Source organism: Bacteroidota bacterium, assembly GCA_016718825.1.
Lineage (GTDB): Bacteria > Bacteroidota > Bacteroidia > J057 > JADKCL01 > JADKCL01.
The window spans coordinates 1-22431 of the sequence record JADKCL010000009.1; the positions used below are offsets into that span (position 1 = coordinate 1).

General features: G+C 50.3%; 23 protein-coding genes. 8 read left to right on the forward strand and 15 right to left on the reverse strand.

Translation table 11 applies throughout. The features are described 5' to 3' along the window. Both IPN95_12090 and IPN95_12095 read right to left on the reverse strand, forming a co-directional pair. The coding region (locus tag IPN95_12090; protein ID MBK9450122.1) for a PEGA domain-containing protein at positions 1-829 on the reverse strand (829 nt) is incomplete at its 3' end. Positions 830-855: 26 nt separating this feature from the next. After that, on the reverse strand, positions 856-1527 hold the full coding sequence (locus IPN95_12095; protein ID MBK9450123.1) for a hypothetical protein: 672 nt from the start codon (positions 1525-1527) through the stop codon (positions 856-858). Positions 1528-1654: 127 nt separating this feature from the next. Between IPN95_12095 and IPN95_12100 the strand changes: the two genes are divergently transcribed. Further along, positions 1655-2332: a DUF5011 domain-containing protein gene (locus tag IPN95_12100; protein MBK9450124.1), complete on the forward strand. Its 678-nt coding sequence runs from the start codon at positions 1655-1657 to the stop codon at positions 2330-2332. A gap of 32 nt (positions 2333-2364) precedes the next feature. On the opposite strand, the gene IPN95_12105 is transcribed toward IPN95_12100, so the two are convergent. Continuing rightward, entirely contained in the window at positions 2365-3078 is a 714-nt protein-coding gene (locus tag IPN95_12105) for a hypothetical protein (GenBank protein ID MBK9450125.1), read from the reverse strand. Between the two features lie 90 nt (positions 3079-3168). Between IPN95_12105 and IPN95_12110 the strand changes: the two genes are divergently transcribed. After that, positions 3169-3819 (forward strand): DUF5011 domain-containing protein, encoded by a 651-nt coding sequence (locus tag IPN95_12110; GenBank protein MBK9450126.1) that lies wholly within the window; start codon positions 3169-3171, stop codon positions 3817-3819. A 9-nt stretch (positions 3820-3828) separates the two neighbouring features. Here the strand turns inward: IPN95_12110 and IPN95_12115 are convergent, their stop codons facing one another. Both IPN95_12115 and IPN95_12120 read right to left on the reverse strand, forming a co-directional pair. Beyond that, entirely contained in the window at positions 3829-4200 is a 372-nt protein-coding gene (locus IPN95_12115) for a VOC family protein (GenBank protein MBK9450127.1), read from the reverse strand. Positions 4201-4504: 304 nt separating this feature from the next. Next, a complete protein-coding gene (locus IPN95_12120) occupies positions 4505-4741 on the reverse strand; it encodes a hypothetical protein (protein ID MBK9450128.1) in 237 nt (78 codons plus the stop codon). 389 nt (positions 4742-5130) lie between these two features. Here IPN95_12120 and IPN95_12125 point away from each other — a divergent pair, with 389 nt between their 5' ends. Continuing rightward, positions 5131-6348, forward strand: coding sequence for an IS701 family transposase (locus IPN95_12125; GenBank protein ID MBK9450129.1), 1218 nt, complete (start codon positions 5131-5133; stop codon positions 6346-6348). A gap of 67 nt (positions 6349-6415) precedes the next feature. Here the strand turns inward: IPN95_12125 and IPN95_12130 are convergent, their stop codons facing one another. Continuing rightward, positions 6416-7099 carry a hypothetical protein gene (locus IPN95_12130; protein ID MBK9450130.1) on the reverse strand — a complete coding sequence of 228 codons (684 nt, stop codon included), beginning with the start codon at positions 7097-7099 and terminating at the stop codon, positions 6416-6418. Between the two features lie 395 nt (positions 7100-7494). Between IPN95_12130 and IPN95_12135 the strand changes: the two genes are divergently transcribed. After that, positions 7495-8313 (forward strand): hypothetical protein, encoded by an 819-nt coding sequence (locus tag IPN95_12135; protein ID MBK9450131.1) that lies wholly within the window; start codon positions 7495-7497, stop codon positions 8311-8313. Between the two features lie 209 nt (positions 8314-8522). Here the strand turns inward: IPN95_12135 and IPN95_12140 are convergent, their stop codons facing one another. The 4 genes from IPN95_12140 to IPN95_12155 all read right to left on the reverse strand — a co-directional run bounded on the left by IPN95_12140 (position 8523) and on the right by IPN95_12155 (position 12170). Beyond that, positions 8523-8831, reverse strand: coding sequence for a hypothetical protein (locus tag IPN95_12140; protein MBK9450132.1), 309 nt, complete (start codon positions 8829-8831; stop codon positions 8523-8525). After that, complete coding sequence (locus tag IPN95_12145; protein MBK9450133.1) at positions 8828-10036, reverse strand: CHAT domain-containing protein; 1209 nt, start codon at positions 10034-10036, stop codon at positions 8828-8830. The genes IPN95_12140 and IPN95_12145 overlap by 4 nt, the downstream gene beginning before the upstream one ends. After that, positions 10014-11654, reverse strand: coding sequence for a tetratricopeptide repeat protein (locus IPN95_12150; GenBank protein MBK9450134.1), 1641 nt, complete (start codon positions 11652-11654; stop codon positions 10014-10016). The genes IPN95_12145 and IPN95_12150 overlap by 23 nt, the downstream gene beginning before the upstream one ends. A gap of 66 nt (positions 11655-11720) precedes the next feature. Continuing rightward, the gene (locus IPN95_12155; GenBank protein ID MBK9450135.1) at positions 11721-12170 is read right to left on the reverse strand and encodes a hypothetical protein; all 450 of its coding nucleotides are present in this window, start codon (positions 12168-12170) and stop codon (positions 11721-11723) included. Positions 12171-12199: 29 nt separating this feature from the next. Between IPN95_12155 and IPN95_12160 the strand changes: the two genes are divergently transcribed. Further along, positions 12200-12937 carry a sigma-70 family RNA polymerase sigma factor gene (locus tag IPN95_12160; protein ID MBK9450136.1) on the forward strand — a complete coding sequence of 246 codons (738 nt, stop codon included), beginning with the start codon at positions 12200-12202 and terminating at the stop codon, positions 12935-12937. Continuing rightward, positions 12930-13694, forward strand: coding sequence for a hypothetical protein (locus tag IPN95_12165; protein MBK9450137.1), 765 nt, complete (start codon positions 12930-12932; stop codon positions 13692-13694). The genes IPN95_12160 and IPN95_12165 overlap by 8 nt, the downstream gene beginning before the upstream one ends. 255 nt (positions 13695-13949) lie before the next feature. Here the strand turns inward: IPN95_12165 and IPN95_12170 are convergent, their stop codons facing one another. From IPN95_12170 to IPN95_12180, 3 genes are all read right to left on the reverse strand, one after another. Continuing rightward, positions 13950-14591: a hypothetical protein gene (locus tag IPN95_12170; GenBank protein MBK9450138.1), complete on the reverse strand. Its 642-nt coding sequence runs from the start codon at positions 14589-14591 to the stop codon at positions 13950-13952. Continuing rightward, positions 14552-15028: a hypothetical protein gene (locus IPN95_12175; protein ID MBK9450139.1), complete on the reverse strand. Its 477-nt coding sequence runs from the start codon at positions 15026-15028 to the stop codon at positions 14552-14554. Before IPN95_12175 ends, IPN95_12170 begins: the two co-directional genes overlap by 40 nt. A 190-nt stretch (positions 15029-15218) precedes the next feature. Further along, positions 15219-18356 (reverse strand): gliding motility-associated C-terminal domain-containing protein, encoded by a 3138-nt coding sequence (locus IPN95_12180; protein MBK9450140.1) that lies wholly within the window; start codon positions 18354-18356, stop codon positions 15219-15221. Between the two features lie 54 nt (positions 18357-18410). Between IPN95_12180 and IPN95_12185 the strand changes: the two genes are divergently transcribed. Next, positions 18411-18764, forward strand: coding sequence for a hypothetical protein (locus IPN95_12185; protein MBK9450141.1), 354 nt, complete (start codon positions 18411-18413; stop codon positions 18762-18764). Here the strand turns inward: IPN95_12185 and IPN95_12190 are convergent. Together IPN95_12190 and panB are read right to left on the reverse strand one after the other, a co-directional pair. Continuing rightward, complete coding sequence (locus IPN95_12190) at positions 18758-20062, reverse strand: adenosylhomocysteinase (protein MBK9450142.1); 1305 nt, start codon at positions 20060-20062, stop codon at positions 18758-18760. The two genes, IPN95_12185 and IPN95_12190, sit on opposite strands and share 7 nt — an antisense overlap. Before the next feature lie 197 nt (positions 20063-20259). Beyond that, complete coding sequence (panB, locus tag IPN95_12195) at positions 20260-21096, reverse strand: 3-methyl-2-oxobutanoate hydroxymethyltransferase (protein ID MBK9450143.1); 837 nt, start codon at positions 21094-21096, stop codon at positions 20260-20262. Between the two features lie 265 nt (positions 21097-21361). Between panB and IPN95_12200 the strand changes: the two genes are divergently transcribed. After that, positions 21362-22420: a DUF4249 family protein gene (locus tag IPN95_12200; protein ID MBK9450144.1), complete on the forward strand. Its 1059-nt coding sequence runs from the start codon at positions 21362-21364 to the stop codon at positions 22418-22420. Positions 22421-22431 lie beyond the last annotated feature (11 nt).

Consider the following 22431-nt stretch of genomic DNA (forward strand, 5'->3'; position numbering starts at 1 on the left):
CGTTTTTGATCAATTCGAAGAGCTTTCCTTGGGCAATGAAACTGTACAAGGCATCGCCGTAGGCATCCACGAGCACACCTTCGTCTTCGGAGGCATTGTATTTTTTCTTTTCAACGCCGTTGCTTGTGCCTTTCAGAACCACTTGATTGGTACTGCGGTCAAATACCTGCCATTCCAGTGTGATTTTTACATCCGACAAGACTTCCTGCGAATAATAGGATGTGGACTGCGACATGTCGATCCAAAGCTTGGTCACCTTGGCGCCCAGCAAGAACCGGGGAACCTTCTTGGTATGGTTTTCATTGGAAAACAACTGATGTGACTCCTTCATGGGCGTGTTAAAGCCACTTGTGCCCAACACATCGTAGGTTTTGACATCGATGGGATCGGAGCCCAAACGAGAAAATCCATCCCAGGTCAAAGGTTTGGAAATGCCGCCACGCTTGACGACACCCACTTCCTTGCCCGAAGGAAATTCGGCCAAGAGCTTGTCAAATTCGATCAGCGGGCTTTCGGGATCCAGGTCAAAATGCGGAAACACCTTGGTCAATGTGACCTTTTTGAATGACTTGATCACCCTCGGTTTTTCTTTGACAGCAAAAACCTGATCGCCGTAATTTTCCTTTTTCACACGGAAGACAAAACCGCTATCGGGAGCCTCTGCCCATTCAAATTTGACCTTGCAAGGGGTTGTACCGCGCAAAACGCCATTCACATACACCTTCGCGGAGTCTGGCGTGCTTTCAACTTCATAGACAAACTGCGCCTTTCCGACGAATGGAAGCAGGCAGATCATCAAGGCGAGCACGGTCAATATTCTGGATTTCATTCCGTTAATTTTTTGTGGTTACAATTTTACACCCATTCCCAAAACAATACCACCCATGACATCGGTTCCCTGATAAGGCTCAAATGTCTCCAAATCATCGTAGTCGATGTGAAAGGATCCAAACTGAGGAATTCTGGATTTGGCAACCTGAACGCCGATTCGACCTTGGAAGGTCCCAAAGAGGATTCACCCATGTTCCAGATAAATCCAGTCTCAAAACTTAGGCGAAAGTAGGGCGTCAACAAGGAATAGTCCATGTAGACCGGATCTATCGGGTAACCATACCGTTCGTAATTTGGCAGGCGGTCGGCAAAAAAGCGCTCTCTGATCCATCCAAACTGCAAATTGGAGCCAATAAAAAACGAATTCCCAATAAAGAGGCGGTATCTACCTGCAATAGATGGCAGTGGTCTGCGCGTCCAAATCAGATTGGCATCGTAGCTCCGATCATACTGCGGAAACTGAACATTCCCACCCGGATTGGCCACCAATAGTTTGGAAAACACCAAATCCACGCCAAAGCCATGGTGCGCACTCACTTGTTTGACCCATCCCAGAGCTGTTGCTACTTGCGGGCCGGCATCGGATCCCCCCATAATCTGACCGTCTAGCCCGAAGTATTGAAATTGACCAAAAAGCGTTGCCGAACAACCAAATGCGAGCCAAAGAACCAATGACAGAAAGATGGGTCGTTTCAAAGGATTGAAGGATTTTGTGTCAAGTTACCGATTTGAGATTCAATGCGCAACCCGTGAGTAGGATTTTCAAGCAGACAAAAATTTAGCTAGCTTTGTACTTAGACGTCCCAAATGCGTCCTTTGGATCATGCCAAAAATCCTACAATATTCATTTCCGACGATCGGATTGTTACTGTGCCTGCTGCTCTGCTTGGCGTCGTGCAAACCCGATACTGAGTCCCCGGTGATCCGACTCAAGGGTAGCGATACGATCATGGGCCTCGTCGGCATGCCGATTGAGGAACCGGGTTACATCGCATTTGACAAGGAGGATTTGGATCTTGTGGATGAGGTTGTCATCTCAGGAAATGTGAACATGAGCCGTGCCGGTACCTACCAACGTATTTACACCGTGACCGATGCCGCCGGAAATTCGGCGCAAGCGAACCGAACTGTGATACTGGACATCAGCATGCAATCCCTCGTCGGAACCTTCAGGTCCGACAACGCGTTTGGTGCATGTTCGGGTTATGGATCTTCGCAGATCACGATCCTTGACGAGGCCAACAAGATCCTGAAGATCTCGCCAGCAGTCGGCTATTTTGCGCAGACCAACAACTACATTCGAATGCATTACAATGGTTCAACGGCCCCGCAATTGACTTCCGTTGCGATTAATCTTCCCTGTTCCTACTACGCCTATGCTGGCACTGGCACAGGAAGGATCTTTAACAACGGCGATTCGATCCACGTTTTTATTCGGGTTACTTCTTCCCTTTATGGTACCTCGACTTACTTCACAGCGGATTATGTGCGGGTGGAGTAGGGAATCAGACAAGCGATCAAAGTTGGTGTTCCTTACAGTTTGATCCCCAATCCCAAGACGACTCCGCCCATGACATTCGTGCCGGTAATGGGGCGGAATTCTTCCCGTTCGTCATAGTCGAGGCTAAAAGAACCAAATGCGGGCACCCTCGCCATCGTTTTCTGTGCTCCGATGCGAGCATTGACAGTTCCGTAGAGCTTCCCGCCAATGTCAAAGACAAATCCAGTTTCAAAACTCAACCGGAAGTAAGGTGAGAAAAGGTTGAAGTCCATAAAAACGGGTTCGATGGGTGCCATCCCACCCGAATAGTTTCCCATACGATCCGCAAAAAAGCGTTCGTGGATCATTCCAAACTGAAGATTCGTCCCAATGAAAAATTCGTTGCCGATAAACAATCGGTACCGTGCCGCAACTGCAGGCAAGGTTTTGCGCGTCCAAATCAAGCCGCAGTCATAAGCAGGGTTATTCTCCGAGAAATCAACATACTTGCCTGGATTGGCGAATAGCAAGCGCGGAAGCACCAAATCCGCTCCAAATCCATGGTGTGTGCTAAACTGATGCAGCCAACCGATCCCGGTTGCGAACTGCGTGGTGCCATTGCGTCCACCAATGATTTGAAAGTCGGTCCCGAAATAGTGGAACTGGCCGTAAGCCGCTGATCCACAACCAAGCGTGAACCAAAATAAGAGCGTCAACAAAAAGGATCGTTTCAACACGGCAGCTGGATTTGGGAGCAAGTTATTCATTTGATTTTCGATCCGCAACACGATCCGGAATCCGAGTCTGTGTTTTTTTTATTCTATATTTGAATGCGCGATGAATCTAAACGCAAGTCAATGACATCAAAACTTCCCTTTCTCCGCTTTTATTGTTGGTCTTGCCTTGTCCTACTCGGCTTGGCGTCTTGCACGACTGATACCGAGGCGCCCGTCTTGCGGCTGTATGGATTGGATTCCGTGATGATTCCCCGCGGCACGTCTTTCAATGACCCGGGGGTGGTGGCATTTGACAGCAAGGACCTTGACCTCAGAGACGAAGTTGTGGTTTCTGGTGATTTCAACGAGGCAGTCGTCGGCACCTATGAAAGAATCTACACGGTGACCGATGAGGCAGGCAACTCCTCGCAGATCAAACGCAAAATTTCCGTTTACCACGGTATCCAAACTGCCGATGGCCGATGGTCCTCCCAAAATACCTGTTTTGATTGTGGAGGGTTAGGAAGTGGCACAGCAACGATGGTGGGTGATGTTAACTACGGATACATAAGAATATCCCCAGCCTTGGGAAGCGGGAACAGTAGTTATTTCCATCTGAGAATTTCGCCAACCGGCAATTTGACCTTATTTTCTGCCGATGGTTGCATCTACAATTATATCCTCGGGTCTGGCAGGATCTCAGAAGACGCAGACTCAATTTCACTCTCCTTGACGCGTAGTGGCACCAATGGCCAATATGGCTGCTCTGCACTCTATGTTCGGTTACCCTGATGGTAAGACCTACCTGTGCTGATCAATCAAAATCACATTCCCATCGGGGTCTGTGAGCATCACGCTGCCCGGACCTTTGGTCGTCGGATCGGCCTCAAGGTCTAATTTTTGGCCTTTGTCTTTGAGGTGCTTTTGAATGTCGCGAACATCAGTGAAGGAAGCCGTGTTTTTTGCGTTTTCGTCCCATCCGGGGTTGAAGGTCAGGATATTCCCCTCAAACATTCCCTGAAACAAACCGATCAGGGCATTCCCGTTTTTCATGATCAGGTAGTTCTGTTCCATTCCGCCTCCGAATGACGTGAAACCCAGATTTTCATAAAACAACTTCGAAGCCGCCAAATCCTTGACATTCAAACTCATCGAAAAGGCGCCCAAAGGCAAAGTCTGCGGCGTTTCCGTTGCCTTGGTTTGCACGGATTGATTGTCGTTAGCCTTGCGGGCGCACGATACGAAGGTCAGAGCCAACAAGGCGACGATTCCAAGGGTTTTGAGGGTGTTTTTGAGCTGGATCATATAAAGGACAAATCAATTGGGTGACGAAAGAAAACGAGTCAACGCTCGCAAAGCAATCAAGTGCGGCAAATCATAGCTCCCAACATCTTGATTGCAGGCCGAAATTACCAACTGGGACGGGATTGGACAAATTTGGTGTCAGCGGGGGAATAAGAGAATTCTGGAGACTTACTCAACGGGCAACGGCATCGAGATTCGGGTACGGCTTTTCCAAGGTGGCTTTGCGCCAGACGCTTTTGTCTGCACTTTGTAAGGCGGCTTGCAGGTCGAAGTCTGGCCCAAGCTCCTCGGCGAGGGATTCGAGCGTCTGCCTCTTACCATCGGGCAACAGAATCGGGGAATCGGTTTCTCTGGCTAGGAAGTAGGCGACGCGACGGGCAATGAAAACATCGGTGGAGGAAATTTCCATCCATTCCGGATTCAAATCCGACTGCGCTATATCAAATTTGACACACTTTGTTGGATACTCTCTTAGTTCTACTTTGTTAAGTTCCATAATGACCAATTTGTGTGCACTAAAGTATCTGAGAGTGAGCAGATTGTGAGTATCTATGTGCATAAGTGAACGCCTGATTTGCTTGCGAATGGTAGCCAATTTCACGAACTTGTTCCTCAGGATAGTACCCCGAAGCGAGAGTGTTGTAAAATTTTTAAAACACTCTCAGTCAAGGGGTTAAAAATGTCAAAAACGACTATGAGTACAGGGAGAAAACACTTTCGGCCCTCAAGGCCGGTTTGGATGGGCACCTGGAACCGTTCCGCGAGAGCCTTTGTACTCGTACGCATGACACGTCCGACTTGGCCGCCGATTATATCGAGGGCCTGATCAAGGCCGAACGCGGCAAGCGAAACATGGAGAGGATGGCCGAGGAATTACCCAACCCAAATTATCAGGCGACCCAGCAATTCGTCACCGACTCGCCATGGGATTCCTTTGCGGTGTTCAAGCTGATCGGCCAGCAGGCATCGCAAATCCTGAACAGAGATGGCTGGGAAGACACGATGCTGCTGATCGATGAGACGGGCTTCCTGAAGAAGGGTGACGCATCGGTGGGTGTTTCCCGCCAATATTCGGGTACTGCGGGCAAGGTGGACAACTGTCAGGTCGCTGTCTTTGCATCGCTTGTCAATGCCCTCGGCGAAGCCTGCCTGATCGACACGCGGCTTTATCTGCCCAAGGTTTGGGCAGACGACGAGAAGCGGTGCATCCAGGCAGGAATCCCCGGGTGGCACCGGATGTGCATGACCAAGCCGCAGTTGGCGCTGGAGATGATTTGCGAGGCCAAGGCAGCGGGCGTAGAGTTCGGGTGCATCGGCGGGGACGGCCTCTACGGGGACAATTCGGAGCTTTGCATGGCAATTGCAGAGATCGGGGAGACCTTCCTGTTCGACGTGCACTCCGACCAGCTCATTTGGCTTGCGCGCCCTGAGTCCCGCCAGGCAGGGGCCATGCGGGTTGACGCGTATGCGGCTTCGCTCGCCCAGGAGCAATGGATCGAGGTGTTCGTGCGTGACACCGCCAAGGGGCCGCTCAGGGCGTGGGCGCATGCCACGACCGCTTGGATATGGCCTCCAGACGCCGTGGAGCCATTCCAATGGACACTCATATTGCGCAATACGCCGGGCGAGGACGCCATCAAATATGCCCTCACAAATGCTCCGGAGGGCACGCTCACACTCCAGCGAATGGTCTTCATGCAAGCCCAGCGCTATTGGATCGAGCGGTGTTTCCAAGACGCCAAAAGCGAGATGGGGTTGGCCGATTACCAGGTCCGCAAGTGGCAGGCATGGTACCACCACATGGCCTTGGTCATGATGGGCATGCTCTTCTTGCTCAAGGAGCGCATCTTTTTCCAGCGCGAACACCCACTGCTGAGCATGCGCGACCTCAGGCTGCTGATGCAAGCATTGCTCGATGATAATCATGGATTATTCGAACGTCGGTACGAGCAGATGGAGCAAAGGCACAAACAAAGACAAAAGGATATCGACCGACGGCGAAGGCTGAGAACCTAATGTCACAAAGTAGAATTAGTGATCTGAAAACAATTCTCCTTCGGAGGAGCAGCACGAGAATCGTTCATTAGAATTCGTGATCAACTCGATCATCAACATCAACATTCCTCTTATCACCCGTTAGAAAATGATTTATGAAAGTTAATTTTTGCACTGCTTCTACGGTTGCTACTTTTTTCGAGGAGTCAAAGGTTAAAAGTTTCCAAAGGATACCATTACCGAAATCTATGTAAACAGGACAAGTTGCCTCAGACCAATTGTGAAGTAGTTTGCCTCTTCCGAACCATCTGACCATATAGGTCAGTGGGGCTTCACATATTGGGGGCAAAGTAAGGCCTAGCTCAAATATTGATGAATCTGAAAATCCTCTTGAGCCGTTAACCACCCAAATCATTTTCTTGTAGAAAATTTCGCGTGATTTTCTTTCTAAAGCATCAATTGGCGAATTCTGAAATTCAAGAACAAGATCATATTCCGTTTTAACGTCGGCAATATGAATTTCACCTGTCTCAGGGTCTTTGTGAATTTGTTCTTGCCAGTCTCGTGGAAAGTGGTCCTTCCACATACGATGCCATTCGGTTTCAGACTCTGACCAAGGATCGCATGGTGGGTTGCCCTTATGTGCCCAATGCCAAATTTTCATTCGACCACATTTCGCAACCATTTCAGACCGGCAAATTGGCGAGGGGCAAATCCCTTTCAATTTAGGTTCAGCCTCTCTTCTAATTCCATTCACAATCGCGAATCTCATACTGGTAGGTTTCTTAACAGGGTGGGAGGATTAACAGACTTAAGCCGATTACCGGCCTTTAATCTGCCGTTGTCGGCAATTTACTTGTTTTTTTAGATTCATCCATTTCGTTCGGAAATAGTTTTGGGTTTTTACCGTACCTAGAATGGGGGATTTGATAGGATTTGTTGTATGGTTTTCATTCGTATTGTCACAATAGGTTTTTTGTATCGAAGTGATAAAGGTTGTCCTCCACTTTTGCCAGACATTTTTGGACAAGTTTTGACTGGTTTCTTCTACATACTTTCCGGAAACTCCTTGTTAATCTCTCGACCTTCGACTACAGGAGTCAGGGGTAATTTTCCTTTGAAAATCTCTATCCAAATTACTATATTGCCTAATTCGAAAATACCTCAATGGAGAAAAAAATATTCAAAGGAAGGGCCTTGTTTTCGGAGACGAAACGAATGCGGACGGTAACTGAAAGTGCTGACTCGGTGGAGGAACTGCGAGAAATTTTGCTTTCAAAAGGGTTTGTTGAACCTTTTGAGGTTGAGGAATTGGAACCGGAGGCACCTACGGAGAAGCAATTGAGCTACGCAAAGGATCTTGGAATCCAAATACCAAATGGGGCGACAAAGCATGATCTTTCGACTTTGATTGATCGCTCCCTTTCCAATGACAGCGAGCCAAACCCAGACCTTTTGGTCTATGCCAAGGTAATGGGGATTGATTATCCAAAGTATGTTGGAAAGAAAGCACTTTACAAACTAATTTTCGAAAACCTTGGCCTCCGTGATAAAATGGCATTTTTTGTATTTTCAGTTTATCGGTATTTGTCCGAGGATCGAGGTGCTAATTTGGGAATACATCCACATAAGGGTAAGATTTATGACTTTGTTGATAGTTTACTTCTGGAGGATAGAATCGTGAAATCGATTACAAAGTACGAAGGTGAGGACCTAAGATTTTTTGGAACTATTCGGTTCCCAGATGGTAATGAAGCCACAGGAGGGAGTACAAAAACGATCGGTTATCAGATTGTGTCCGAGTTTGTAAGTGTTACATTCAACACACCTAAAAGCAGAACTTGGCAACCAAAAAACGAATTTACGATAGGCTCCGATAGTCGCAAGCAAGCCACTAGCAAACGGCCCCCATCTGGATGTGCAATCATTTTAATGGTTGTCTTTGCAGCATGTCTAATCGATTGGGTTTCGAACAATTTGTTTTGAACGCTTTATTTACACTGGAGAAGTTAACAAGTTAAGCGTGATTTGCTCCTCACCACAATCTCAGGCGGTACGGCTTTTTGATTCGTACTTAAAATTGAATTATATTCTTTCTACGTGAATCAAAAATTCCATCTCGCCAATCTCCGAAATCAAACATTATTAGAGACCAAACTTCCCGCTCGAACTTTTTCCACGAAATCAAGTTCCGCTTACCCCAGCGGCATTTCCACCTCCAAATTTCCTTTCCCGCGTGCAAACGTGACATTCATCAAAACCAAACAATCCTTGGTCGTATTCGTCGGGGCGACGTCCTCGCCTTCCAGCAACAACACTTCACGCAGTGCAAGTTGCAATTCAGAAACCTTGTTGGCTTCCAATTCGAGCACAAGGCTCAGCGAAACATCCGAAAAACGTTGAAAATTCAGGATCGTGGCGTATTGGTCAATGATACGCGTGAGGTCAGCCATGGCCTTGAGCCGTTCTTCCGTGCAAATCGCTGTCCAGTAGTGGCGTTTCATATTTCCCTCCCGTACTGCTTCCTCGAACTCAAACCCGAACTCAGCCGCCTCCGAAACCAAATCCAAACCCCAACCGCAAAAATCGGCCCGATCGCCCACCAAATCCAGTCCCATTTTCCATTGCCTGCTTCCTCAAACTCCATCACACCTGCATCGCCCATCAAGACAAATCCGGCCCAGAATGCGGGGTGGGCGGTGAAGTCGTCGGCTTGGGCGAGGTAATCGAGTTTGGCTTGTCGCAGGGCTGCGCCCCGGCCTTGGCCCTTTGCAAGCGCGGCGTAAAAGTTGTCCATGAGCTGGGCTGCGGCTTTGTCCTCGACTTTCCAGAGGGTCGTGACCACGCTGTTGGCGCCTTGGCTGATGAAGCTGCGCCCGAGGCTCAAAACCCCTTCGCCACGCGCAACCGCACCCGTGCCCGTCTCGCAAGCGCTCAAGACGACCATGTCTGCCGGCAATTGCAGCCGCTCGATTTCCCAGGCATACAGCGGAACCGCGCCCGAATCGCTGCCAAAACTCAGACTCGAAAACGCAGATTCCATCCCCGAAAGCTTTCCGTGCAAAGCCAAATGCAAAATGCTGTAAGATGGCGCTTCGCGCAGGAAAACCTCCTTCGTCGCCGAATTCCCCAGCAAATATTGCCCGGCACAATGGTTGGCCAAGGCGGTCAATTCCCGTTGCGATTCGGGAAGTTGGCGCATGTCGTTGGCTTTTCCAGCGAATGCTTCGCCTGCCATGGGCGCCATCGCGAGGACGGCTTTGTGTTGCGGGGAGGGCAAACTCGGTTTTGGTGCAAGCAACATCGCCGCGGACCAAGCATACCGCACTTCGGTCTGCCGAATCAAATACGGAAAGGCCCCCATACCGCCATTTTGTGGTTTTCCGGGAATGGGCAAGGCCTCCAAGGGCAACAATCCCAAAACGCCGTCGGGAATACACAAAAGCCTTTTCGGTGGATTTAAACCGAAGATCGGCTTGAGCAAGGAATCGGAGAGGAGGGAACCTGTTTCTTTGAATACCGCCTCTGCACCGGCGGGATCGGTCAAAATCCAGTCCCAATTCGCGAGCGTGGATGCCAAGGTGGATGCCGATCGGGACACGGATTCGCTGCTGCACAACCGTCGAAAAATGGCGCCTTCCCCGTTGACGACCAAGGCGTAAACGGATTTTCGGCCCCAGAAATATTCAATGACCAAGAGTCTGTTCACGCTGGGCGTAGGTGATTAAGTCTGTGAGTTTGGGCTTAAAAACATCGGTTTTGGCGGATTGTAAGGAGGGAAATTGGCGGTCGAGGGCACGACGCAATTCGTCGAGACGGGTATTTTTTTCGAAGCGCTGCTTTTCATTGGCTTCGATCGCGGCCTTGTCGTTTGCTTTTTGGGCTTCGAATACCTTCAAAGAATAAAAATCAACATCGGATTGCAATTGGCGTTCAGCTTCAAAAGCTTCGGGCGGAATCCCTGCACGGCGCATGGCATCAGCAGCTTGCTGTTCCTCCTGCAAAATCAGCGACTTGTTGCGTTCAAAAAAGCCGAAAATGCGGGCTATTTGCCTTTCTGCTTCGGCTAGGGAGGTGCTGAACGAGATGGATTGCAGGGCCCATTCATTTTCCAGTGCAGCTTCCAAAACGGGCATCACGTATGCGGAAAAGAACAATTTGGAACCCTGGGCGAGCAGGTTTTGGCGTATTTGATCGCTGACTTCGAATGCGGATTCGTAGTTGTCGGCCGCCGCCTGATAGTTTCCCTTCGCAGAATATGCCGCCGCACGTGCAGCCAACAATTGAAACAAAGTCCGCGCATCGCGGCTAGTCCCACGCATCGATTCGCGGGTCAATTTTTCTTCCGAATCGAGGCCCAAAAGCAAGCGAATGCCTTCTTCGGCGGAAAGCAGGGCGTCTTCCGTAGCCCCCAAGGCCAATTTTGCTTGGCACAAATGCAACAGAACTTTTGCACGTTTGGCAGGACTGAGTCCGCCTTCTGTGCGGCTGAGGGCTTTGAGCAACCATTTTTCGGCGAGTTCCGGGAGTTGGTCGCGCAAGTCGGCAAAGCCCATATTGGCCTCTGCAATGGCGACTTGTTGTATCGGCGCATCCGGAAGCTGCAATACCTTCTGCAACACGGCCCGGGCAGAGATGTTTTTTCCCGTTTGCACGAAGGCGAGCCCCCAATTGTTGTAAAGGCTGCTGATAAGATTGGGGTCACCTTCCTGCAAAACGCCCCGTTGCGCCTTGCGAAAGCATTCGATGGCCTTTGCAAATTCATCCTTGCGCAGCCAAGCGAGCCCGAGGTTGGTCAGTGGCAATGCCGCCTCGACCTCCATGCTGTCGGCTAGATAGGCGCGATGGCTTTGCGTATAGTATTCGATGGCCTTGTCCCAATCGGCTTTGTCAAAATAGATGGCGCCGATGTTGTTGTAGGCGTAGGCGAGGTCGCCTCGAGGAAGGTCGGGAATCGTTTGGTTGATCTCCAAAGAACGCCTGCAAAAAGCCAGAGCGATTTCCAATTCGTCCCAACTTTCGTAAAGTGATCCCCGCAGCGAATAGGCTTGTGCCAAATACGATTTTCCTGCTTCCCCTGCTTTCTTGGCATGGTGGCCTGCCCGACTCCAGAACTTATTCGCAGCGAGGTCGTCTCCCATTTCGTAGCGACACATTCCAGCACCCAAACTCGCCCTGCTTTTGCTGACTTCTGATGCCGTATCGCTTTGAAGAATCTTCAAAAATAGGGAGAGAGCCTCGTCGAAATCTCCGGAAATCAACGTGTTCTCCGCATATTCCAAGCTATTTGTAGCGGTCGGGAATTGGGCATACAAGCTTCCAACCATCCCCAAAAGGATCGCCAAACCAATATGAGCGAGGTGTGAGAAACTGCGCAGCTTTAGACGAATCGATTAAGTATTTTGCCAAAAGTAATACACAGGCACCGTTGGCAGGTCGGCGTAGTCTCCACTGTAATAAAGCGTTATCGTCTGCGAATTGTCACTTCCATTGCCCAGAATAATACTGCCATTGGAACAGGTGAAGGTGAGACGGAGGTAAATCGTTTGCTGCGAATCGTAATTGGAACCTGGATCAAACGGTAACCCGAAAAAATAGCGAGGAGCATTGTTGTCCGAATTGGACAGTTGCCAGCCTTTGATCGGTTGTTGCAAGACAACCGTGCCATAGTTGGGATAATTGTCGCTGTCGGTAGAGAATTCGACCTTGATTGAAAGGTCTTGAACAGGCTCCGACGCGGGGTCGGTAAAGCCACTTCCCGTGAGGAATTCAAATTCTCCCAACAAAAAGGGATCTCCGATTCCCGTCTTGATGATGCGGATTTTGTAGGTAGGACCTGCCATAAAACTAATTTTTTTGATCTTACTGAATAATGCTCCAAGATATTCCTTTCCCGCATTTGTTCCAAACGGTGTACGCGAGCAGGCAATTTCTGCTTGATACCGTCAATCCTTGGTTGTTACCACCGTCGGCAAAGATTTTTCTTAACTTCGTGGCTGAAATCAGGGGCGAAGCAACATTTTTGCGTAGCGTGGAGCAATTGGATCAGGAAATCTTGAGCGGAATTCGCAGTGGCGAAAGCAAGGCGCTTGGGCTGTTGTACAAGCAGCATTATCCTCGCATTGCGCAGATGGTGCGTACCAACAGCGGTACCGAAGACGATGCCCGCGACTTGTTTCAAGATGCCGTGATGGTGCTGTACGGCAAGGCAAAGCAGCCTGATTTTAAACTCAGTTCCTCGTTGTTTACCTTCCTGTTTGCCGTGTCCAGAAACCTCTGGCTGAAAAAGTTACGTTCGGCAGCGCGGCAAGGGGTAACAATCGCCATGGAAGTGGAATCAATGGATGAAACCGATAAAACCGAGCAGGCGGAATGGCTTCACGAAGCGAGGATGCAGCTCTACCGGCGGAAATTCAAGGAGCTCGGCCAAGGCTGCCAAGACCTCCTGAGCATGTCGGCGGCAGGAAAAAAGATCACGGAAATCGTGGAAAAGCTGGGTCTGAGCACGGAGCTCTTTGCAAGGCAGAAGAAATTCAAATGCAAGGAGCAACTCACGCGCCTGATTCAAGGCGATGTCGCCTACAAAAGATTGTTAGACGAAAATGTTTGATCAAACCACATACGAGCGCATCGAGCGCTACCTGACAGGAGAATCCACTCCTGAGGAGGTCGCTTTGGTCGAAAAACAAGCCGCCGATGATCCCGAATTTGCAGCCTTGTTGGCCTTGCACCGCGAATTGGATGCCACCTTGGGAGACGCGGAGACGATGGCATTTGCAGCCGCCTTGGCGGAGGCGGATGCCGAGGACCGGCGGAGCAAGGCGGGGAATGAACCCAAAGGGAAAATTCGGCAGTTGAATTGGCAGCGTTGGGTGGTGGCGGCGAGCATTGCCTTGATCGCGGTCGTTGGCGGCGTGTTTTTGCTCCGCGACCGCAGCTTGAGCGGCCCGCAGGCCTTCGACCAATACTTTGAGGCCTACGACGCCCCCGCGAATTTCCGCAGTGACAGTGCGGCGATTGCTGCAACCTACGCAACGGCATTCGCGGCGTACAATGCACAGGATTGGCCCAAAGCGATCGCGACATTCGAGGAGATTGTGATGAATGACAGCAATCCGGTCACGGCGCAGTTTTATCTGGGGATCAGCCGATTGAGTGCCGGGGATGTGGACGGTGCCATTCGTGATTTGCGTATGCTAGCCGCTAGTCAACATCCCTTCACGACTCAAAGCAAATGGTACCTTGCCTTGGCTTTGCTGGAAAAGGGAGCAGATTCGGAGGCGCAAGGTTTGTTAAAGGATTTGTCCAGCGGATCGGGGAAATATGCCTCCTTGGCGAAGGATTTGCTGGAAAAGCTAGGGGAGTAGGATTAGTCATGTCGACTGAAAGCATTTGTGAGCCTCGCGAACAAATGCTGGAACGGAGACATCTGCAAGGTTGTTGTTCCTGCGCTGGTATTTAAACGCAAAGGTCGCCAAGTCCGCAGAGGAGGAAAACCGCAAAGTCGCAAAGAGCCGCAAAGTCCGCTGAGGAGAAAATTGACCCGCTCGCGAAATAGGTTCCTAGCTTCAAAGATCAAGTTGCTCTCAATTCTCAATTCTCAATTCTCAACTCTCCACTTATCACTTATCACTGATCACGTTCGATTCCGCTTGGATACCATCCGCACTCATCTGTTTGCCATGCCGCGTATGCCATTCGACAGAGCCTTTGCGGAGATGATAGCTGACCTTGGCGTCTTCGAATTGCAGCATGGCCACATCCATTTCCCAGACCATGTTGCCCGCCTTTCGTTTCACAGTTTTGCGCGCCGGTGGACGGATTTTTCCTTCGAATCTGGTTTTGTAAGCTTCGTACATCGTCGGACGGTTTTGTACAAAATCCATCCGCAGGCCGAGGGTGAGCAATCCGTTTTTGTATTCGAAGGGTTGAATGCGGCTTTCCCAAGCGAGCATGTGGGCCTCGCGGTCGAGTTGCATGTGCAGGCCCGTGATGCCCGCGCTTGCGGTCGGGTAGCGCGCATCGCCCAGCATCGCAACCTTCGCCATCGGTGGTGGTGTTGCGGTATCGTTTTTCTCCCAATCCCGGCCGCTGCCAAAGCTGCTGCGAATCCGCTGAAAGCCTTGGCCTTGAATCGCAATCCAATGCAGGCGCAGCTGATAATCCACCACCTGGTTCAAAGCTTCGCATTCGGCAGAGGAACAGGAAAATCGAATGGCCGCCTTCAAACGGAATCGGATTTTCCCCGCGAATTGTCGCGCCAAACGCTGTCGATTTCCATGTCCAACGACTGAATTTTGTCTGCTTTTGCGCCTTCGCCCGTGCGCAGGTCAAATCCGTCGAGCAGCACCTCAAAATTGGCATCAGCATCCGCATTCGTTTCAAAATTGGCTTCGTCCTCTTCCACGACGGCAATGAATTCGCCTTCTTTTCCGCTCAGACTTAAGGTCGTGATACCTTCCTGAAAATGAAGGAGATCCGATTGAATCCAAGCATAGTATTGGGTGAATTCGGCGACATCGGCACCGCTTCCAGAAGCTGCTGCATGGCCGAGGGCAACCTTGCATTCATCGGCATTGCCGGTCGCCGCGACCCAGTCACCGAGGCGATGAATGCGGTGGTTGTAACCCCAATGCTGCGAAAATCCCTGCCAAATCGGGAAACAATTTTGCTTGGTTTGGGCCTGCAATTGCAACGACAAACAAATGAAAACGAAGCCAAAAAGGCTTTTGAGTTTCGATCGTCGCGAAAGTGCAGAAGATTGCCGGTAGCATGGGAATAAACGGGACATGCACAAAGTAAGTCGCTGCGGATGATGCCCGCAAACATTCGCAGTTGAAGTGCTGGAAATCAGCATCCTATACTTTCAACAGCTTTCAAAATTTGCGGAATCAACGTTTGAGCACCAGGTAGCGATTGACGGAATTGCCGGTTTCCAATTCGAGCAAATAATAATATGTATCCTCGACCAAGGGTTGCCCATTTGCATTTGAGCCGTTCCAGTCACTTTGATAGGGCGCAAATGTGAGCAATTCGATGCCCCAACGGTTGAAGATATGGAGTTTGTTGTTGGGATATGCGGAGAGCCCTTCAAAGACCAACACGTCATTGACTTGGTCGTCGTTGGGCGAAAATCCGGTGGGAAGGTTGAGCTCCGTGAGCGTGACGGTGATGTTCACGCTGTCCTTTGTGGCAGGGCAGGGGGCATTGGTGACCTGCCAAACCATGGTCCAACTTCCAGATTGCGAGACATGAAGGGTGGTAATCGGTGATTGTGGATTGGAGATGGAAAGTCCGTTGGGCGCGCAAATCCAAAGGCCTTGGCCTGGCTGAGGGTCTGATCCGCTGAGATTTATTGGCCCCAATGCGGTCAAGGATTGATCTTGCCCGGCATTTGCAGGAAGGGCGGGTAAAACGACCGTGATCAAGACCGAATCGGAATCCACGCATCCTGCAAGGGTATCGGCCAATGAAAGGTGGAACGTTGCAGTCTGCAAAGGGAAAGTGACCGGGTTGGGCAGATTGCTTTGAAAACCGCTATTGGACTGCCAATCGGTAAGATATCCCGGCGGAATCGTTCCGCCAAGGTGTACGCTATCGCCAAAGCAAATCGTCTGGTCAAAACCCGCATCCGCAGTTGGAAACGGAATGACGGAGACATTGACTGTGTCACCGTCGGTGCATCCGAAACCATTTCGCACGACAACGGTACAGGTCATACTGTTGTTGGGAAGGAGGGAAGGTTGCGCCGCAATCGATGACCAACCCGTACCCGATGCAGACCAAAGATAATCTACGCCGACCACTGCGGGCGAACCCAATACGACCGAATCCCCTTGGCAGATTTGTTGATCGGGTCCTGCATCGGCGACGACCGTGGAATAATAGGTCCATTGACTGTCAAGGGCACTGCAACCGTTGTTGTCGACGATCGCATAGACCACCCAAGTGGTGTCAAAAAGCGTGCAGAGTGCAGGGTAAAACAGGGCAGAGCCGTTGGCTTGATCGATCAAGCTGCCGTTGCTGCCGACAAAGGTTCCAAACGGTGCGACACTGCCTGAAAGCAAAATTGCGCTTGTATCGCCAACACAATAGCTTGGATTTAAACCGGAAAAGGTCACCGATGGCAATGTGTAGACCAGGATCGAATCCGTGGCTGCCAATCTGCATCGCAAGGAATCGGAATAATCATACCGCACATGGTGTAGTCCCGGGCCCGCAACGGCCGGGTCAAAAACGGCATTTCCGCCACCAAGGTCTGAAAATGCGGGCGTGCTGAAGGTCAATGTTCCGATCGGCATCGTCGGGGCATAGGTAAATTGGAGGACCGTTCCTGCAAAGCAGGCACTATCAGGCAAACCATTGATTTTGGCCGGGTTCAAGCCTCCTGCTGCAACCCACGTGGTGTCCATGCCATTGGCACATGGACCGGAAAAAGTGCTGCGGTAAAGTGTTGTCACAATCGGACTCACCCGAATCGAATCCACGTTGGCACCCACGATCGTTTGCCAAGTCAGACCATTGTCGGTAGAAGATTCCCAAATTGCCGAGGCGTTTAATCCGACAATTTGGATGGTGACGCTGTCTCCGGAGCAGACAATTGCGCTGTCGAGATTGTGGACAGGTGCTGCGTTGGCGAATTGCTCCAATTGTGCCACAAAGCCATTGGTGCCGCCGCTGCTCGCAATGGAAACCGAATCAAAATTGACAGTTTGGTCAAATCCGCCGGTGCCCAAAATGCTGCAGTTGGTTCCCAATGCGATATCATGGATCACCGATCCACCAGGACCCGTTGCGGTAAAGGCCGAATTGGGTGTTCCAGTGCTGGAATTGAGACTTTGAACAAAAATTTCATGTCCCGGCCCCATAAATGGCATTCCGGCAAGCGAGATGGCATTTTCAAAGGACCCTGCAACCGTTACGCTGTTGGGACTCGCAACAAGTATGGCGTTGGAGACATCGATTTCTGCGCCGCCTTGGGCAACGGCCCATTGGCAAAGTCCCGTAGAACAGGAAAATTTGGAGGTCCAGAAATCCGCTCCAAGCCCAGGAGGTTGAACCGCAATGACGGGTGTTGCCCTAAATTGGATCCTGTTTTGACCTGATGAATTGCCAGTTACATAGATATCGGTTCCATCACTCGCAATGGAAGTCGGTGTTTCATCCTGATTGGCACCACCAATGTAGGAAGACCAAATCGCAAGTCCGTTTCCATCCAACTTTGTCACAAATCCATCCAACTTTCCAACGCCTCCCAGGTTCGTTCCCCCAAATGTGAACACGGCACCATCATAGGATCCCGTTACAAATACATTTCCGCCAACGTTGCAAATTGCCGATGCTTCATCCGTTCCGGATGAACCTCCACCTAACGCCCATGTCCATAAATTTGTGACTTCGTCGAAGCAAGCTACAAAAGCATCACTGAGGCCGTAGCTTGAAATCACGTTTGCGCCGAAGTTTGCGGTACCATTGTACATGCCCGACACATACATTTTATTCCCGATCCGTGTCACAGAGGTACCCTCATCGGTACTCGGTCCGCCGCCGGAGGTGAGCCAAATCGCATCGCCCGTGTTAACATCGAGCTTCGCAAGAAAAACATCGCGTTCGCCTGCAGAATAAACGATCAACGAACCCATTCCCGAAGACAAGCGCAAGGAATCCGTAAATGCGCCTGTCACATAAACCCCGCCAAGACCATCGAGGATGATCTCCTGTCCAAAATCGGTTTGATCCATTCCTCCAGCTTTTGCCCAGACAGCAACGCCCATGGGATCATATTTGACCACGAAAATATCCCGTTGTCCCGCGCCTGAGAGGACAATCCCATTACCAAAATCAGCGGTTCCTTCAAAATACCCTGTTACGTAGCTGTTGCCAGAGGCATCGACGTCAATTCCGAAGCCTGCCATCGAATTTGCACTGCCAAGCGCAGTCGCCCAATTCCAATTTTGAGCCAACAAGTTGCCTCCAACGGCAAAAAAGCCGATGACCATGATGACCAGACATCCAATTTTTCGAAACATCCGCATTCTACCCTCAAAAAGCCAACCACGACCTGCCAATGCCGCATCCCATCCTTGAAAATCAACGGTCGTTGCATTCCCAAGGAAGTTCAAACACTCAAAACAACAGATCAAAACACCCAAACATCCAACTCAATAAAACTCCTGGCGCAACCTTACATCTGTCATGTAGCAGTTGCACTGAGCAAAACCCCAATAAAAATTTGCTTGGAACATTGTCCAAGTCGCAAAAAACATACTAAAAAGGCTGGTCTAACATCCAAAAATCCGAATGCAAATAAAACAATGTTTTTGGCATACACAAGAATATTCTGCAATGCCCCTGGAATTCTTACATCTGAAAAAGCAAAAGGGCCGATCTTGCGACCAGCCCTTTTGAATATCGTTCCGTTGCTGAATGCTCAGTAACGGTAGGTGTCGGTCTTGTAAGGACCTGCGACCGGCACGTCGATGTAAGCAGCCTGTTCGGTGCTCAAGACGTCCAATTCCACGTTGATCTTGGCAAGGTGCATACGTGCGACTTTTTCGTCGAGGTGCTTTGGAAGCACATACACCTTGTTTTCGTAGTTGGCGTGGTTGTTCCAGAGTTCGATTTGAGCGAGCGTCTGATTGCAGAAGCTGTTGCTCATCACGAAGCTTGGGTGACCGGTAGCGCAACCAAGGTTCACCAAACGGCCTTCGGCCAAGATGATGATGTCCTTTTCGTTGATGGTGTAAATGTCGACCTGTGGCTTCACCGTGTCTTTGGTGTGGCCGTAGTTTTCATTCAACCATGCCATGTTGATCTCGTTGTCAAAGTGACCGATGTTACAGACAATCGCTTTGTCTTTCATCATCGGGAAGTGACGGGCATCGATCACGTTCAAGTTGCCGGTTGCCGTCACAATGATGTCAGCTTCCAACACTGCCTTGTCCATCGACTTGACTTCGAAGCCTTCCATGGCTGCTTGCAGCGCACAGATCGGGTCGATTTCGGTGACGATCACGCGGGCGCCTGCGCCACGGAGCGAGTCAGCCGAACCTTTGCCGACGTCACCGTAACCTGCGACAACGGCGACTTTACCGGCCATCATCACGTCGGTTGCACGGCGGATGGCATCCACGAGGGATTCGCGGCAGCCGTATTTGTTGTCGAATTTGGACTTGGTGACGGAGTCATTGACGTTGATGGCAGGCATCACGAGCGTACCTTTTTTCTGACGCTCATAGAGGCGGTGCACACCGGTGGTGGTTTCTTCGGAGAGACCACGGATGCCATTGACCAACTGTGGATATTGATCAAACACCATGTTGGTCAAGTCACCACCGTCGTCAAGGATCATGTTGAGCGGACGGCGGTCTTCACCGAAGAACAAGGTTTGCTCGATGCACCAATCGGCTTCGGCGAGGGTTTCGCCTTTCCAAGCGAAAACAGGGGTACCTGCAGCAGCAACAGCAGCTGCGGCGTGGTCTTGGGTCGAGAAGATGTTGCAGGAAGACCAGCGAACTTCAGCGCCAAGGGCGGTCAAAGTTTCGATGAGCACTGCGGTTTGGATGGTCATGTGCAAGCATCCTGCGATGCGAGCGCCCTTCAAAGGCTGCGAAGGGCCATATTCTTGCCTGATGGCCATGAGACCTGGCATTTCTGCCTCAGCAAGGCGAATCTCTTTGCGGCCCCATTCGGCCAGCGAAATATCTTTGACTTTGTAATCCAGCGAATTTACCATATTGACTTTCAATCTTTTTGAAATTGCGGCGCAAAGGTACCCATAAAAATTAGAAATGGGAAATGAGAAATTGACGAGCGTCGCGCTGAAAGCATTCGCAGATTAGCACGACACAAATTTCTCATTTCTCATTTCTCATTTCTCATTTCTCATTCTCAATTCTGCATTGCTTGCGCGAACCCTTCGGGTTTCTCCATTCAATAGGATTCGTCCTCCGTCGGAAATGCGCCTGACTTTACATCGGCGGTATAGGCTTCGAAGGCTGACTTCATGATGCCGTAGAGCTCTGCGTAGCGGCGCAGGAATCGGGGAGAAAATTCATTGTTGATGCCGAGCATGTCATGGGTGACGAGCACTTGTCCATCGACGCCGGGGCCTGCACCGATGCCGATCACCGGGATCGTCAGGAGTTTTGCAACGCGTTCGGCGAGATGGGCAGGGATTTTTTCGAGGATCAAGGCAAAAATGCCCACTTCTTGCAGCTTGAGGGCGTCTTTGACCAATTGTTCGGCCTCTTCTTCCTCCTGCGCGCGCACCACGTACGATCCGAATTTATAGATCGACTGCGGCGTAAGACCGAGGTGGCCCATCACCGGAATTCCTGCAGAGAGGATACGTTTGACCGAATCAATGATGAATTCTCCGCCTTCCAACTTTACACTGTGTCCGCCGGATTCCTTCATGATGCGAATGGCGCTTTCCAGAGCCACTTTGCTGTTCCCTTGATATGTGCCAAAAGGCATGTCCACGACGACAAGGGCGCGCTCAACACCGCGCACAACGGCTGCTGCGTGGTCAATCATCTGATTGAGCGTGATCGGAACGGTAGTTTCGTGGCCGTGAATCACGTTGCTTGCAGAGTCGCCGACCAACAGGACATCTACGCCGGCCTCATCCAGAATGCGCGCAAATGAATAATCATAAGCCGTGAGCATGGAAATTTTCTCCCCGCGGGCCTTCATTTCAGTAAGACGTGCGGTGGTGACCTTCTTCCGCTTTTTTTCTTCCTTGGACGACGTTGTTTCTGTTGACATGCGATTTTCGCTTTTGAATTGGCAACAAATAAACGCAAATTTTAGGAAAGGGGGGATTTCAAAGGAATCTCTCCGAATGCAATCCAAGCCGTGGGCAACTCCAACGAAGGACGTGGCTTTGCAGCAGTTAAATCAAGGAATCGACGTTGCTATCGGCAAATTGCCGGGGAATGTCCTGTCCAGCCGACTAAGTCGCATTTTGGTGGAAATAATCTCTTCAAGCTTCTCAAATCTCCATTACCTTTGCTCCACCAAAGTTCGAAGAATGCAGAAGAAGTTTCAATTCGCCTTGCTTGCCTTGATTTTGGCCTCCGTTTGGGGCTGCTCGACCGATTTTGAGGTCTATGCGCCTGAAAAGGAGATTCGCTCGGTTTATTGCGTTTTGAACCCGCGCTCAGACTTTCAATACGTCAGGGTCGCAAAGGCGTATCAGGTGAAAGGGGATGCCATTTCCTATGCCGGAGCGAATGATTTCTCCATGAAAAATTTGACTGTCAAGCTCAAAGCAGGCAATAAGACATGGACAGCCATTGAAGTTCCCAACTTCCCCAAGGAATCCGGAATCTTTTTACCAACCCATACCGTCTATCAATTTACCACTGACGGGACTTCGGGGCACGATACGCTCGCCTACGATACCGAATACACCCTCGAAATTGGTACGCCTGATGCAGACGACTATATCACTGGCAAAACAGTGGTTCCGCCGTTGCCAAGAATCCGGGGAGATTTGAACATTATTTATGGTTCAGGCAATCAAAAGTGTTTGCCGCGCCTGTTTTTGGACCGAGAATATTCCTTTATATGGAAAACCTTGGCCGAACCCATCAACTACGAAGTACGCGTTGGCTTCAATTTTGAGGCAAACGGCGTTCGTGACAGCGTCCTTTGGGGTCCTTCTTCGATGTTTAACAGCTCGAGTCCCAAATGCAGTTCCCAAGAATGCTCCTACAAATTCGGTGAAAAGGAACTTTTGCAAGACTTTGCGAGGTCGATGCCCGAATTGCCCAACGTCAATTACACCTACGACACGCAAGACTCCTGTGCCCCGGAGAGTCAGCTTTATCTGATGCCAAAAAGTCTTTGGTTTGAAGTCACAGCGGTCGATCAATATCTGAGCAATTACTTGATTGTCAATGATCCCGCGGTGACGGATTTGAACACCACCAAACCTGAGTACACCAATCTTTCTGGAAACATGGAAGCCATTGGTATATTCGGATCCTATACCACCGACCGTCGGTATGCGATCATGCAGGCTTGCAGCGAGTATTTGCTCGGCCTCAACAACAGGGCACAGCCCGTTGGCTGCACCTGGGACTGATTCCGGCTTGC

Excerpts from the sequence above, each read along its gene's own strand:
- IPN95_12105 (MBK9450125.1), bottom strand. The coding sequence starts at position 3,078 with ATGAATAACTTGCTCCCAAATCCAGCTGCCGTGTTGAAACGATCCTTT.
- IPN95_12100 (MBK9450124.1), top strand. The coding sequence starts at position 1,655 with ATGCCAAAAATCCTACAATATTCATTTCCGACGATCGGATTGTTACTG.
- IPN95_12165 (MBK9450137.1), top strand. The coding sequence starts at position 12,930 with ATGTTTGATCAAACCACATACGAGCGCATCGAGCGCTACCTGACAGGA.
- IPN95_12130 (MBK9450130.1), bottom strand. The coding sequence starts at position 7,099 with ATGAGATTCGCGATTGTGAATGGAATTAGAAGAGAGGCTGAACCTAAA.
- IPN95_12160 (MBK9450136.1), top strand. The coding sequence starts at position 12,200 with ATGCTCCAAGATATTCCTTTCCCGCATTTGTTCCAAACGGTGTACGCG.
- IPN95_12190 (MBK9450142.1), bottom strand. The coding sequence starts at position 20,062 with ATGGTAAATTCGCTGGATTACAAAGTCAAAGATATTTCGCTGGCCGAA.
- IPN95_12155 (MBK9450135.1), bottom strand. The coding sequence starts at position 12,170 with ATGGCAGGTCCTACCTACAAAATCCGCATCATCAAGACGGGAATCGGA.
- IPN95_12140 (MBK9450132.1), bottom strand. The coding sequence starts at position 8,831 with ATGAAACGCCACTACTGGACAGCGATTTGCACGGAAGAACGGCTCAAG.
- panB (MBK9450143.1), bottom strand. The coding sequence starts at position 21,096 with ATGTCAACAGAAACAACGTCGTCCAAGGAAGAAAAAAAGCGGAAGAAG.
- IPN95_12180 (MBK9450140.1), bottom strand. The coding sequence starts at position 18,356 with ATGTTTCGAAAAATTGGATGTCTGGTCATCATGGTCATCGGCTTTTTT.
- IPN95_12110 (MBK9450126.1), top strand. The coding sequence starts at position 3,169 with ATGACATCAAAACTTCCCTTTCTCCGCTTTTATTGTTGGTCTTGCCTT.
- IPN95_12150 (MBK9450134.1), bottom strand. The coding sequence starts at position 11,654 with ATGGTTGGAAGCTTGTATGCCCAATTCCCGACCGCTACAAATAGCTTG.
- IPN95_12120 (MBK9450128.1), bottom strand. The coding sequence starts at position 4,741 with ATGGAAATTTCCTCCACCGATGTTTTCATTGCCCGTCGCGTCGCCTAC.
- IPN95_12135 (MBK9450131.1), top strand. The coding sequence starts at position 7,495 with ATGGAGAAAAAAATATTCAAAGGAAGGGCCTTGTTTTCGGAGACGAAA.
- IPN95_12200 (MBK9450144.1), top strand. The coding sequence starts at position 21,362 with ATGCAGAAGAAGTTTCAATTCGCCTTGCTTGCCTTGATTTTGGCCTCC.